The 14209-nt window shown below is 60.9% G+C and carries 8 protein-coding genes; 3 read left to right on the top strand and 5 right to left on the bottom strand.

Features of this window, described 5'->3' with window-relative positions:
* Positions 1-26: 26 nt before the first annotated feature.
* The 3 genes from ACT9TC_RS08445 to ACT9TC_RS08435 are packed head-to-tail and all read left to right on the top strand — an operon-like array spanning position 27 to position 3239.
* Positions 27-968 carry a carbohydrate ABC transporter permease gene (locus ACT9TC_RS08445; protein WP_458040122.1) on the top strand — a complete coding sequence of 314 codons (942 nt, stop codon included), beginning with the start codon at positions 27-29 and terminating at the stop codon, positions 966-968.
* The gene (locus ACT9TC_RS08440) at positions 965-1819 is read left to right on the top strand and encodes a carbohydrate ABC transporter permease (RefSeq protein ID WP_458040121.1); all 855 of its coding nucleotides are present in this window, start codon (positions 965-967) and stop codon (positions 1817-1819) included. Before ACT9TC_RS08445 ends, ACT9TC_RS08440 begins: the two co-directional genes overlap by 4 nt.
* Positions 1820-1856: 37 nt before the next feature.
* The gene (locus ACT9TC_RS08435) at positions 1857-3239 is read left to right on the top strand and encodes a family 43 glycosylhydrolase (RefSeq protein WP_458040120.1); all 1383 of its coding nucleotides are present in this window, start codon (positions 1857-1859) and stop codon (positions 3237-3239) included.
* A 250-nt stretch (positions 3240-3489) separates the two neighbouring features.
* Here ACT9TC_RS08435 and ACT9TC_RS08430 read toward each other — a convergent pair whose 3' ends face one another.
* The 5 genes from ACT9TC_RS08430 to ACT9TC_RS08410 form a co-directional block, all read right to left on the bottom strand.
* Complete coding sequence (locus ACT9TC_RS08430; protein WP_458040119.1) at positions 3490-5112, bottom strand: hypothetical protein; 1623 nt, start codon at positions 5110-5112, stop codon at positions 3490-3492.
* Positions 5113-5242: 130 nt separating this feature from the next.
* The gene (locus tag ACT9TC_RS08425; protein WP_458040118.1) at positions 5243-8323 is read right to left on the bottom strand and encodes a type III restriction-modification system endonuclease; all 3081 of its coding nucleotides are present in this window, start codon (positions 8321-8323) and stop codon (positions 5243-5245) included.
* A gap of 5 nt (positions 8324-8328) precedes the next feature.
* The gene (locus tag ACT9TC_RS08420; protein WP_458040117.1) at positions 8329-10269 is read right to left on the bottom strand and encodes a site-specific DNA-methyltransferase; all 1941 of its coding nucleotides are present in this window, start codon (positions 10267-10269) and stop codon (positions 8329-8331) included.
* Positions 10270-10287: 18 nt separating this feature from the next.
* Complete coding sequence (locus tag ACT9TC_RS08415) at positions 10288-10953, bottom strand: DUF4391 domain-containing protein (protein WP_458040116.1); 666 nt, start codon at positions 10951-10953, stop codon at positions 10288-10290.
* Positions 10950-14189, bottom strand: a complete 3240-nt coding sequence (locus ACT9TC_RS08410) for a helicase-related protein (protein ID WP_458040115.1) — start codon at positions 14187-14189, stop codon at positions 10950-10952. Before ACT9TC_RS08410 ends, ACT9TC_RS08415 begins: the two co-directional genes overlap by 4 nt.
* Positions 14190-14209: the final 20 nt, after the last annotated feature.

Genomic DNA, 14209 nt, shown 5'->3' with positions numbered 1-14209 from the left:
CCCCCTCCAATGAGGAGCACAACATCATGCACACCACGCTCGTGAAGCCATCCGCGCCGCCCACTCAGAAGACACCGCCCGTGCGTCGTCGCAGGCGCAACAACGACACTCGATCAGTACTGGGGTTCCTCACCCCGAACCTGTTCGGCTTTCTTTGCTTCACGATCATCCCTATCGGGGCTTCGCTCGCACTGAGCTTCTACGAGTGGCCGATGATCGGCGAAGCCGTCTTCGTCGGCTTCGACAACTTCATCCGGCTGTTCACGAAGGATCCAATCTTCTGGCAGGTCGTCGGAAACACGATCTACTTCGTCGTGGGATACGTCGTTCTGAACCTCATCGTGTCGATGTCGCTTGCGATCTGGCTCACGTCGAAGGTGAAGGCGAAGGGCTTCCTGCGGTTCGTGTTCTTTCTCCCGGTCGTCAGCCCCATGGTCGCGAACGCCGTGGTGTGGCGACTGCTCTACGCCCCAGAAGACGGGCTGATCGCCTGGTTCTTCGAGACCTTCACCGGCACGACCGGGCCCAACTGGCTCGGGAGCTCCGAGTGGGCGATGCCGGCCGTCATCCTCATGTCGGTGTGGGCCGGGTTCGGATACAACATGATCATCTTCATCGCGGGCATCGAAGGGATCCCGCAGTCCCTCTATGAAGCGGCAGCTATCGATGGGGCCGGCTGGTGGCGACGGCTTTGGAGCATCACCCTTCCGATGCTGACGCCCAGCATCTTCTTCGCCACCGTGATGACGATCATCTCCTCGCTGCAGGTCTTCGCGCAGCCGTTCGTGCTGACCGGCGGTGGCCCGGGATCTTCGACCACGACGCTCGTCTTCTACCTCTATCAGAAGGGCTTCCAGTCCTACGAGATGGGCTACGCCTCCTCGATCGCCTGGTCACTGTTCGTCCTGATCATGATCATCACCTTCGTCCAGTTCCGTAGCCAGAAAAAGTGGGTGCATTACTCATGAGCGTCGCCCCCGTCTCCGGACACGTCATCCGACGCAAAGTCGGACTGGGCATCTCCCAGGTCTTTGTCGTCCTCGCGGCCGTCGTCACACTGATCCCCTTCATCTGGATGGTGTCCACCGCTCTCAAGCCGGCCTCAGAGGTCTTCTCGAACCCGCCGGCGTTGGTGGGTTCGTCGATCGAATGGGGAAACTTCGCCGCCGCGTGGAACTACCTGCCGTTCGGCCGGTTCATGCTCAACGGCCTCATCGTGTCAGGGATCGGCACCCTCATCGTGGTCCTTACCTCCGCGATGGCCGCCTACGCGTTCTCGCGCTTGAAGTGGCGGGGACGAGACGGCACCTTCCTGATCTACCTCGGCACCCTCATGGTGCCGCAGGAGGTGCTCATCGTCCCGATGTTCATCCTCATGCGCAACCTGGGGTGGGTGAACTCCTATCAGGCGCTCATCATCCCGTGGGCCTTCACCGCGTTCGGCACCTTCCTGTTGCGGCAGTTCTTTCTCACCCTCCCCGACGAGCTCGAGGAAGCGAGCCGCATCGACGGCGCCAGCCGGTGGACCTCGTTCACGCGCATCATCCTCCCGCTAGCGACACCCGCGCTGGGAACGCTCGCGGTATTCACCTTCATCGGGTACTGGAACAGCTTCCTCTGGCCGCTTCTGATCGTCAGCGACGTGAACATGGCCACGGTGCCGCTCGGGCTCAACATGTTCCTCGGTCAGACCGGCAACCAGTGGAACCTGCTCATGGCGGCCTCCACTATCTCCGTCATTCCCAGCGCAATCATCGTGATCGCTCTGCAGCGCTACCTGGTCTCGGGCATCGCGCTCAGCGGCATGGGTGGCCGCTGAGCCCGCTCCGACTTCCCTCACAATCGAAAGGAAACCCGTGCACCGCATCTACTACCAGCCCGAAGGGGTGTGGTTCGGCGACTGCATGCCGTTCTTCGCGAACGGCGAGTTCCATCTGTACCACCAGCGCGACACCCGCAAACCAGGACCGTTCGGTGAACCGTTCGGGTGGGCGCTGGCGACCACGACCGACTTCGTGTCCTACAAAGACCACGGCGAGTCCCTGCACAAGGGTGCAGACGAGGACCAAGACCAGTTCATCTTCGCCGGCAGCGTGTTCGAGGCCGACGGCACCTACTACGCGATGTACACCGGCTACAACCGGGACTATCCCGAGCAGGGCAAGGCATCCCAGGTCCTCATGATCGCCGAGAGCGACGACCTCCTCACCTGGCGAAAGTCGGACCGGAAGCTGGTCCCGCCGCAGCCGGGCTACGACCCGAACGACTGGCGCGACCCGTTCGTGCTGTGGGACGAAGACGCCTCCAACTACCTCATGATCCTCGGCGCCCGCAAAGCCGGCGAGAAGGTGCTCACCGGTTCGACGGTCGCGTTCCGATCGGACGATCTGGAGGACTGGCGTTTCGAGGGTGACTTCTGGGCCCCCGGCCTCTACAGCATGCACGAAATGCCCGACCTGTTCCGGATTGGCGACTGGTGGTATCTGCTGACGACTGAGTACAGCGACAAGTCCAAGACTGTCTACCGGATGTCCCAGTCGCTGGACGGCCCCTGGGTCGCACCGGTCGACGACGCGTTCGACGGGCGCGCCTACTACGCCGCTCGCTCCGCGACCGATGGCGAGCGTCGCTACCTGTTCGGATGGGTGCCCACCCGTACCGATGGTCAGCCGCGCGGCAACTGGGAGTGGGGAGGCACGCTTGTGGTGCACGAGGTATATCAGCGCCCCGACGGGTCGCTCGGCGTCGCGCCCCCAGCCGGAGTCCGCGCCGCATTCGGTGAGAGCGTGCACCTCGACGCGGTACAGGCTGCGAACGTGGACGGCGTCGCGGAACAAGAGATCGCCACCGACTCCAGCAACCTGTTCCGGCTCAGCGGGGAGCTGAAGTTTGCCGAGGGGACGCGTTCCGCGTCGATTCGGCTCTTTGAGGACGCAGCCACGGGGCAGGGTTACGAGTTCCAGCTGCTGTTCGGCGAGAACAGGCTCCTGTTCGATCGCCGCCCGAACTACCCCTGGTACCGATACGACAACCGCGGCTTGGAGCGTCCCATCACCTGGGAAGCCGGCCGTGACTACCGGTTCGAGATCATCGTCGACGGCGACATTGCGACGCTCTACGTCGACGGTGTCGCTCTCAACGCGCGCACCACCGACACTCCGGGCGGATCGATCGTGCTGAGCGCAGTGGAAGGATCCGTCCAATTCGACGATCTGGAGCTCGCGCGCGGCCTGCGGTGAACCACATCGGGCGTGTCGGGTGGTTAGCCACTCGACACGCCCGAGCCTGAGATGGCGACTGTGGACATCTCGACCGGCGCCCGCGAGCACTGCCCATGGACATTTCGCACCTCGTGGGGCTGGAACTGGTACACAGTGGTGGACATTTGCTGCTGATCCCTACACGTCTGTAGGTTTTTTTTGAAGATGTCCATTTCGCACGTGAAATGTCCACGGTGTGTCCATATGGACATTTCGGCCGCGCTGGCCCCTAACGATGCACAGGGATGCGACTAGATTCAAGCAGCGATCGCCACGCATCACGGCTGATGTACTCCGCTTGGATCAGAGTCGCCATCGGCATCGTGTAAGGGCGAAATTGGACGACGTAGCCGGTCCCGTCCGGTAAGGAATCGGGTGTCCACCCATCGAGCCACGCGAGGAGATACTCCAGCTCATCGCCGCCCATCGCCGCGATGTCGATGAGAGCCTGGCGCAACTCGAGGAATTCCCGAAGCTCGGCGGTTGACTTCATCGCGCCTACGACCATGGCGAATGACTGAACGGGGAGGGCGGTAAAGGCGACATCACCGTCCTCGGCCAATGCGCGAACGTTCCATGCTTCGCCCGAATAGTCGTGCAGCGAGACGACGAATCCATCGGCCGGGTTGTCGGAGCCGCCCTGCCTCTCTCGAATCCAAGCACCGCCTCTGAGCCGGGTCACGCGGCGGTCGACTTGCTTGTGTGCCGCTTGAAGATCGTTCAGGAAGCTGTTCGCCGCCGCAGCTGAGTCGCGCGCTGGTAAATAGGACTTGCACTCCAACACCACGTCGACGTGCGCGCCAGCGATGTGAACATCAACCTCGTCACCCTTCTGCATCCCCTTCATGTCGACCACCAAGGAGTCCCGGTGGATCTTCGCGTCGCGCGGTCCGATGCGTCGGCAGATGAACGCACATACAAACTCAAAGGCGTCCCCCTGGGCGTCGGAGCCGAGCGTCGACCGAATCGCAGAGAACAGCGTTAGGTCGAGGTTGAAGACGAATGCCGTCGCGTTACCAATACGGGGACCTTCATCGCCGGGCACCAGAGGATAGAGCTCTGGCTCATGGCTTTCGAGCAGCGACTCGATACGGCTGGGGTCCTGACGTTTCGCGATAAGAGCGTCTCGCACCACGGGATGTAGCGAGTCTACGACGGCGGTGTTGAGCATCCAGGGATCGGTGCCGTCAATCAGGCGCGCGACTGCGCTGGTCTGACCATGTCCTAGACACGTCGCGGCGAGACCGCCTCTCGCTGACGCCCAAGCATCGACTCCGTCGGCGATGAGCGTCGAGATCCAGTGGAACTTTGTCGAGCCGAACTCATTGCGGGTGTGCGATGTTCGGCCGGCGACAGCGAGTCGGTGAGACTCCTGGGAAGTGACGCAGAGCAAGATCAGAGACTCCGCATGCCATCGTGCACCTGCTTCGAGGCAGTGTCTCAGCGCGCTCGGGAACTCGTTACGACCCGACGCAGTGGTCGAGACCAACCAAGCAAGCCGAGCATACGACGGGCCAGAAGCGGGAAGTTCGACTTTCGGAAGGTGCCGGACGCACTCGGGATGAGCCTCGGTGAGCCGCTTCTTCAGGTTCGCAAGTGCTTCCGCGATGCCGACCTTGGCCCGTCCCTCAAGCTTTTCGAGGACGCGAGCCTTGCGACTCTCCAGCGCGGCCCGTTCGGCGGCTGATCCCGGTTCGTTTGAGTTCATGGAGTCCAGGATCTCGATCTTCGTAACGCAGTCGAGGAAGCGCTCAAATAGCGCGCGTGAATGCTCGCTCGCAGCAGCGGTGAGTCGGAGCATCTCCGACTCACGGGACGACGCCTCTAGGCCGGAATCTCGGATCTTCACCATGGCCCACACGACATCCGGTGGGGCTTCGCCTTTTCAGCGGCTGAGTCACTACTCCACCGCCCGCTCGAACGCACCCCGCACAAAACTGTTCGAGGATCACCAGCGTCCTGCTTCTGCACTGCTAGTGCGTTCAATCCATCACCAACTGCATTAGTTCGGAGTAGTCGGAAACGACGTCGTAAGTGACGTCTCGATCGGTCTTCGCGTTGAGCGCAGCAAAGAACTTGCGGGCACACTCGATCTTGGCGTTCTCGACGCCCTTGAGCTGAAGAGTCGAGAGCGACCCTTTCGTTTCGGCCACAAAGTAGACGTGCTTGATCTTCGTGTCGTCATCGCGGAATGCAATCGCCCAGTCGGGGTTGTAGTCGCCGACCGGCGTCGGTATGAAGAAGCCGCGCGGGAGCTTCGAGTAGACGACGACCTCGTCGCTGACGTCCAGCTTCTCGACGAACGAGCGCTCGACCTTGGAGTCGGTGACCACGTACTCGTAGACGCTCTTCTTCAGTTTGTCGCCGGCCTTGGACAGGTCCTGCGCGGTCTGGTTCTCTGTGAAGATCGACGATTCGTAGCGGTTGTCGAGCGGGTCGTAGCTGAGGTGCTCGACGATGGCACTCGCCTTCTGCTCGTTGATGAGTCGGGCGGCCTCGGTGATGAACTGCTCGGGGTTCTGCTTGAACTTCGCAAACGTACCCGGGTGGATGCCGGTGAGTATCGACGCGCAGGTGCGGCGGGTGAGCTGCGTCTTCTCCGCGATCTCTCCCAGAAGGTCGTACTTGACGGTTGATCCTGCCGACACGGCCGAATGCTCGATCTTCGTTTCGGAGACTTTGAAGCCTGTGCCGGCCTCCAGTTGTTCCATCTCGAGGCCAACGACTTGCTTGCCGCTCTCGACGAGGTACTGCATGACGGTGACGTTGAGCGAGGTGTCGAGCACGCGAATGCAGTTGTCGATCAGCTCTTTGGAATCGAACTCGACCTGGTAGACGGCCTTGTGGTTGATGCGTCCCCAGAGCTCCTGGAACTCGCGCTTGTTGAAGTTGGCTTCGTTGAGCGGAATCCTCTTCGGCTTGCGTCCGTCGGTTGGCTTCGGCACGTCGAGGTACAGAGCGTCGACGAGCGGCCAGACGAAGTCGATGACGGGTTTGAGTATCTCGGAGGTCGGTACGGCGAGGGTTCCGTCGGCTCGCGCATCCTTGTATGCCTGCGTGACCAGGCCGGACTCGTCGATGTAGTCGTTCTTGATCAGGTGAAAGTAGAGAGCCTGCGCGACTGTCTTTTCGAGGGCGCTCGTTGAACCGTCGCCCAGCGTGATCGGCTTGCCCACGAAGTAGTCGACGCTTGCTTTGCGTGGCCGCGCCGACAGCGACTCGATGATTTCCTTCTGGAGAGCGGTCACGAAGTCCGTGTAGGACTCGTCGGTGACGACGGTCAGTTCGTTGATGTCGTGGACGGTGACGGGATTATCCATCCGCTCTCCGTGCTGATCCACGGAGAGTCGCAGACCACGGCCGATCTCCTGTCGTCGTGTCGTCGTGTTGTCGCTCTTCTTGAGCATGCCCATGACGAACACGTTCGGGTTGTCCCAGCCCTCGCGCAGCGCGGAGTGCGACCAGATGAATCGGACGGGCTCCTCAAAGGAGAGCAGCCGTTCTTTGTCTTTCAGGATCAGGTCGTAGGCGTCGACGTCGTCCGATTGGCCTGCGAAGTCGCCGCGGGCTGCGATCTTGCCGTCGATGAACTGCTTGGACTTCTTGTCGATCGAGAAGTACCCCTCGTGGGTGGAGCGCACCGGGATCGCCTGGACATGGTCACGGTAGCGTTCCACCGCCTCATCTAGGTCGAGCTCACCGAGGTAGTCGGCGAGCACAGCTTCATACTCTTCCTCGAACACTCGGGCGTACTCGCCGAGAGTGTCCTCGCGCTCGTAGTCGCGGTACTTGGCGACCTCGTCGATGAAAAACAACGATAGAGCCTTGATTCCTTGCGAGAACAGCTCGCGCTCCTTGCCCAGGTGGGCACGGATGACCTCACGGATCTGGATGCGTCGCTTCTGGTCTTCGGCTACGTCCTCGGTAACCTCGCCGGCGCCGATGATGTCACCGTTGCTCAGCTCGATGATGTCGCGGTTGGCGTCCACGTCGCGAATGAAGAGGCCCTTATACGCCTCGATGCCGCCAGAGATGTCGTGCAGGTTCGTCCCGTGGCTGAGGCGCTTCACTTGCCGCTTGATGCCCTGAGCGGTCTGCACCTCCAGCTCGACTCGTGCCTTCGGAAAGTCGGCGCCTTTCCCGATCTCGAGGCCGTCCACATACAGGTAGGCGCTGTTGCCGGCCAGGTGCTTGACGGTGATGCCGCGCACCGCGATCTTCTTCACCAGCTTCTGGTTGTAGGCATCGATGGCGTCGAGACGGTGCACTTTGGTGCGTTCGATTCTGTGCGTCGCGGAGTATCGCAGCGCAAAGAGGGCATTGAACGAGGTCAGCGCTTCCAGCGACTTCGAGGGCTTCTTCGCGTCACCTTCGATCTTCTGCGGCTCATCGATGATCAGGATCGGCCTATTCGCGGCAAGCACGTCGATCGGCTTGCGTGACTGGAAGTCGTCCAGCACCTCGTATATGCGGCGGGCCTCCTTGCCGGTGGCATTGAACGCCTGCACATTGATGATCATCACCTGCACGCCCGCGTCTGATGAGAACCGCTCGATCTCGTGCAATCGCGACGAGTTGTAGATGAAGGTGCGTGGTTTCGTGCCGTAAAGCTGCTGGAAGTGCTCGCCGGTGATGTCGAAGGACTTCTTCACACCCTCGCGGATCGCGACCGACGGCACGACGATGATGTACTTCGACCATCCGTATCGATTGTGCAGCTCCATGATCGTCTTGACATAGACGTACGTTTTTCCGGTACCGGTCTCCATCTCGATATCGAGATTGATCGGCGCCGCGGACTTCTTGACGTGATCCCTGAGGTCCTTCGACAACTCCAGCCCGCGTGCCTGCTGCACCTGATGCACGTTGGCCAAGAGCTGTGGCGCTGTCAGCGCGATCTCCGCGTTGCGAAGTCCCGCGTCAGCCAGGAGCGTGGGCGACGCGTCCTTCCCAGGATCGATGCGGTACTTCACCCCGTCGGCGTAGGGCTGGCCACCAAACACGTCGACCACAGCACTTACAGCTTCGGTCTGGTACTGCTGAACCTTGAACTGGAGCTTCATTAGAGTCAGATGACCTTCACATCAGTCGACGGTGAGAGTTCTTTGAAGATCTGCTCCGCGTTGATTCGTGCGTCGTCTGAAGGAAAACCGGAATCACTAAAGACTGCGCGCAAAGGCTCCTTTCGAGCTAGGGCCTGGACGACATCCTGAGTGACGCCTTCCTCGAAGCAGGCGACGAGTGCACCATCATCGACCACAAAGAATTCTTGGCCTCCCACGTTCTCGACGGAGACAGGCAAACTCGGTTCAAGCCCGGACTCGAGAACCACTTGGAACAGGAGGTCTTCGCCGGTGCGTCCTGGCTTGATGCCGTCCTCAAGTTCAGCGAGCTTCAACTGCTCGGTCTCTTCGGGGGTGCGAAGTACTTCTGAGAAGTTCGACGAGTCCACCTTTAGTACCCGAAAACCCAGGTCAAGCTGGCCACCGGTTAGCCCGACCTGCTCCCCGACTTTGACCGATGCTCGGGCAATCCTTTCTCGGCACAGCTCAGCGATCGACGAAAAGCCCGCATTGGCAGCGTCGCTTTGGACGTCTAACTCTTCGGCGATCTGAACACAGATGAATGTCCGCCGCCCGCCGTCCGCAGCGTTTTGCTCCATGACGGCGTGGGCAGTCGTCCCGGACCCTGCGAAAAAGTCCAGCACGAGCGCGTCCGGATCAGCGATCCACGCCAGCAAGCGACGCACCAGTTCGGGCGGCTTTGTGTAGTCGAAGTACTTCGCCATACCCAAGGCCGCAAGGGCCCGTGCCCCCTGGTCGTTGGTTACGCCATCCAGAAAGTCTCGCGGCCGCTTGCCGTCAGCGAGGCGGTCTTCCAGATAGTACTTTGTGTACACGTTCCACTTGGATTGATGGCCCTCCCCATTCTGAAGCGGGCTGGTTGCCGTCTCTTTGAATACCAGCAGATCCTTCTTCTGCTGGTAAGTGTCGTAGCTCCAGCGCCAAACGCGATCCTCGCGAGACTCAGGTGGCCGGTTCGCGGCGTCTACGACGTCCTGCGGACGGCGGGGGCCCGGCGGTAGAACGAACGATCCATCGGGGCACTCGATCCAGTAGCGCTGATTTGAGCACCCTCGCAGCGGGTCCAGGCTCGCTTGATAGAGGCCGACCGTCGCAAATGCTCCGCGATCGTCGATCGCCGAGAACTTCCGCCGATACGCCTCGTCGACTTCGTCCATCAACGGACCTACCGCATCGGCGTTCCGCGCGATGGTAACCAGATAGTCCTTCGATGGCGCGAAGTGCGTTCCCTTGTTCGAAGTCTTCTTTGTAACGCGCGCAACGCTCGCTAGGTAGTTGGTCGAACCGAAGATTTCCTTACAGATCTCGACGAGCCCGGCATGTTCGCCATCATCGATCGAGATCACGATGACGCCGTCTTCGGCAAGCAGATTCCGAGCGAGCTTTAGGCGCGGGTAGATCATGCTCAACCAGTTCGAGTGGAATCGTCCGTTCGTTTCAGGGTTGGCGACTAAGCGTGCCCCAGCAGCATCGCTCTGTCCCGACTCAACCAAGAATCTGGCAGACGATTGCATGAAGTCATCGTCGTAAATTAGATCGCTCCCCGTGTTGTACGGAGGGTCGATGTAGACGAGCTTGACCTTGCCGAGGTAAGGCTCCTGTAGGAGCTTCAGGGCATCGAGGTTGTCGCCCTCGATGAAGAGGTTTTTCGTCGTATCGAAGTCGACCGACTCCTCGCGCACCGGGCGCAGTGTCTTCGCGATCGGTGCGTTCGCAGCGAATGCGGCGGCACGTTTGCCGGGCCAATCGAGCTGGTAGCGCTCCTGCGACCCTTCGACGACGTAGTCGGACAATTCCTGTCGCAGCAGATCGAAGTCGATCGCTCGGGTTGGCTCCCCGTCGGCGTCGAGTGCTTCCGTGACGACCGCAGGAAAGAGGTCTGCGATCTTGTCGATGTTTACTCGGGTGAGATCGGGGGATGTCATTCGCAGTCTTTCCATGGCTTACCTTGTCTGGTCCAGTTCGGCTTGTTTGGCTTTCAGTTCGCGACGCAGCTCGACCTTGCGATTGAGTTGCGGTTCGGACCGGAGCTTGCGTTCCAGGGCGCTGATCTCGCGCTTGAGTCGGCGCACGGCATCCAGCCGCTCGCTGACGACGGCAGGACTCTCCCCAGCCCGAGGCGCGAGTGGCGTGAGTGGACCGATGAGCGCCGAGTACAGCGCAGTCATCGTGATTGCGGTTGGTAGCGGGCTACGGGGGGAGTCGCCTCGCATCCAGCCCGTTGAGAAGTAGGCGCTGGGTTTCGGTGCCGGGGAGCCAACTGGGTTGTGCGCTGCCGTCATGCGCACGCCGCCGCCGTGGGCATCGTCGCGGCAAACCTCGAAGATCACCGGATTCGGTATCGCCTTGTCAATCGACGCAAGTACCTGGGCGCTGACGTCGTTCGACTTGGCGTCCACCTGAATGACTTCGATCTCGGGCACTTCCGGCGATCCGGGGAGGTTGATGGTCTCGGCAGCAAGCTTGTAGGCCCAGCTGATGCGGCTGACCTCGGCGACAAACTTTTCACGCAGACCGGATGTCGATGCGGTGCGTTCATAGAATCGCTCCTTGGGTACGCGCGCACCAAAACGTGCACCAGCCGGCCACTGGTAGAGGATGTCGATCACGTGGCACCTGCCGCGTCAACGACAGCGATGAACGCGATCAGCTCGAAGTCGTCGAGCCCCGCGATCTGCTGCGTGAGCGCAGTGGTGTGCCCACCGCTGAACAGGCTGTCGACGTCGCGTTCTTCGGTGACGTCGATCATCGAGTGGATGGCATCCGTCAGCAGCGCCGAGTACTTGCTCATGTCTGCGCCCTCGCTGGTGGTCTCGTTGAAGGCGCGGGTGACGTCCGCCACTGGTTCATCGTGTGGGCGAGAGCCGGCACGGACGAGGTCGAGTAGCCGCTTCGCCTCGGTGTGGTCGGCGATGACGTCGCCATCCTCATTGACGTAGACGAGGTAATGCGGGTGGAGCCGGTTGCCCCGATTCACCGCAGGGTCGGCGTTGACGTTCTTCAGGGCGAAGATCACGCCGGGTAGGAGTCCGATCGCTGGGTCTGCGGGAACGACGGCATGCAAGCCGCGTGGGGCAGTGGCGATGTCGCCGTACTCGTTCATGTAGGCGAGCAGGTCCATCCGGAAGTCGTTGAGGCCGAGATCCGTGATCGAGACCCCCGCGCGAACATCCTCGAGTTCGATGCTCTCGCTCTGGAGTTTGCGGAGCTGCTCTTTGCGGAACGCGGCATCCGAGTCCTCAGGGTTGAGCACGTTGTCGTCGGCCGAGCCGGCGAGGTCGGCGATGACCATTCGGTTCTCGACACGCTCCTTGAGATTGATGTACTCGTCGAGCGAGATGTCGGGCCAGAAGTTGACGAGCTGGATGACCTCGTTCGTCGACCCGATGCGGTCGATACGACCGAAACGCTGGATGATCCGCACGGGGTTCCAGTGGATGTCGTAGTTGATGAGGTAGTCGCAGTCCTGCAGGTTCTGGCCCTCGCTGATGACATCGGTGCCGATCAGCACATCAATGTCGCGGGTTTCCGTGGGCATCGTGAGGTGCCGTTGCTTGGATCGCGGCGAGAACATCGACATGATCTGCTGGAAGTCAAAGCCTGTGCCGATCGTGGACTTGGCGCCGTGGCTACCGCCGGTAATCACGGCGCATTCCAGTCCAGCCTGCCGGAGCGCCGGTGCGAGCTCGCGGTAGAGGTAGTTCGCGGTGTCGGCGAAGGCGGAGAAGATCAGCACCTTGCGGTTATCGGGGTTCAGCGGATGCTCTGCCTTCTGCTCGACCAGGTGCCGCAGCTTGCGCAGCTTAAGGTCATGGCCCGGAGTAACTTTGCGCATTTCGTCCAGAAGCTCGCGTAGCGTTTCCCGATCGTGCCAGAGATCGCGCTGCCACGACTCGACATCGATGTCGTTGATGTCGATGCGAATCTTCTCACCGAACGTGAGGGCCTCGACGTTCGCGTCGTCCTCATCGTCGAGATCCAGGTCGAGGTCAGTAAGGTCTGCGTTGACTTCCGCCATTGACCCTGCGTGGCCGTCCACACGCGCGAGCGTGCGGTCGACGGCGTTCTCGATTTTTGCCAGCGTGAGCCGGAACGCTTCGACCGAGCTCTCCAGCCGTTTGAGCAGGTTCACCGTCATCAGCTTCTTCAGGCCTTCTTCACGCCCCTTCTGACCAAGATTGGAGCGGGCATTGCCGGTGGTGACGTTGTAGAGGTCCTCATACTTGCTGAGACGGCTCGGGAACACATACGCAAGAGGCGTATAGACGGCAAGAGTCAGGACTTGTAGCTGCTCGAAGATGTCGTTGAACGGAGGAATGTCGTCGAGATCGGTCAGCGGCTCGCGGATGGATGCCGGACGAAGGCGAGCGGGGAACGCGCCAATCTCGCTCATGTCGTAGAACGCCTGAATGTGTTTCCGGGAACGAGCGATAGTCACGGCATCGAGCAACTCGAAGAAGTCGAAGTCGAGCATCTGCAGGATGCGATCCGCTGTGCGCTCGTCGGCGGGCAGCTTCGACCACTCGTTAAAGATGGCCTGCGCGTCGCGGAACACTCGTTCGATCGACGTGGAGAGGTTGAGCTTGTCGGACAGGTTTTCGGACTCGCCCTCGTAGGCGAGCTGAAGTTGGTTCTTGAGGTCGTTGAACCGGTTGTTGACGGGTGTCGCCGACAGCATCAGCACCTTCGTCTTCACGCCTTCGCGGATGACCTGCCGCATGAGTCGCTGGTAGCGCGACTCCTTCTCTTCGGCGTAGTCAGCGTTGCGGAAGTTGTGCGACTCGTCGATGACGACGAGGTCATAGTTGCCCCAGTTGATGCGATCTAACCGGAGGCCAAGCGACTCGCCCCGTGTGCGGGACAGGTCGGTGTGCGCGAGGACGTCGTAGTTGAACCGGTCGCTCGCGAAGATGTTCGTCGTAAGGTTCGCGTTGTAGTTCGTCCAGTTCTCGGCGAGCTTCTTCGGCGCAAGAACCAAGACGGACTTGTTGCGGAGCTCGTAGTACTTGATCACCGCCAAGGCGGTGAATGTCTTTCCAAGACCGACACTGTCGGCCAGGATGCAGCCGTTGTAGGTCTCGAGCTTGTTGATGATGCCCGTCGCGGCATCCCGCTGGAAGTTGTAGAGGCTCTGCCAGACCTTGGTGTCCTGATATCCCGTGCGGTCGTTCGGGAGCACGTCCTCACTGATGTCGTCGAGGAATTCGGCGAAGAGGTTGTAGAGGATGAGGAAGTAGACGCGCGCCGGCGAGTTCTCGGCGTACACGCTCGCGATGTGGTCGTAGACCGCTTGCGTGACATCGTTCAGCTGGCCGGGGCTTGCCCAGATCTGATCGAAGAGGTTGAGAAAGCTGCTCGCCTCAGGCGTACCTTCGAACTTCGTGACCATATTGGAGACCGCATTGCCGCGCTCGTACCCGAGGTCGGCCGTGGTGAACCCTTGCAGCGGCATGTAAGCGGCTCCGTCGTCGACGACGGCGAACTGCTGCATCTGATGACCGCTGGCATTTGATCTGAACGTGACCTTCTCGCGTACCCAGGCGGCGCACTCGCGGGCGATCGCGCGCTGCGTCAGCTTGTTGCGGAGGCGGATCTCAAACTCCGACCCGTAGAGCGATGACTCTGCCTGCGGGATGAAAAACTCGCGACGATCCTTGCGCAGCTTGTCCGTAGCCTGACCGTTGCTGAACGACGGCGACGTGAAGATGAACTCGAGTTCCTCGATGTGCTCGAGTTCCTTCCGCAACGCCTCGAAAGCGAAGATCGAGAAGGTCGAAGCGGCGATGCGCACCTTCGAACCGCGGTTGATCACGGACTTCAGGTCGTCGCCGAGAAGGTCAGACACGTTGTTGATGATCCGCATCT

Source organism: Microbacterium sp. HM-570 (genome assembly GCF_054165885.1).
This window is presented reverse-complemented; position numbering and strand designations above follow the sequence as displayed.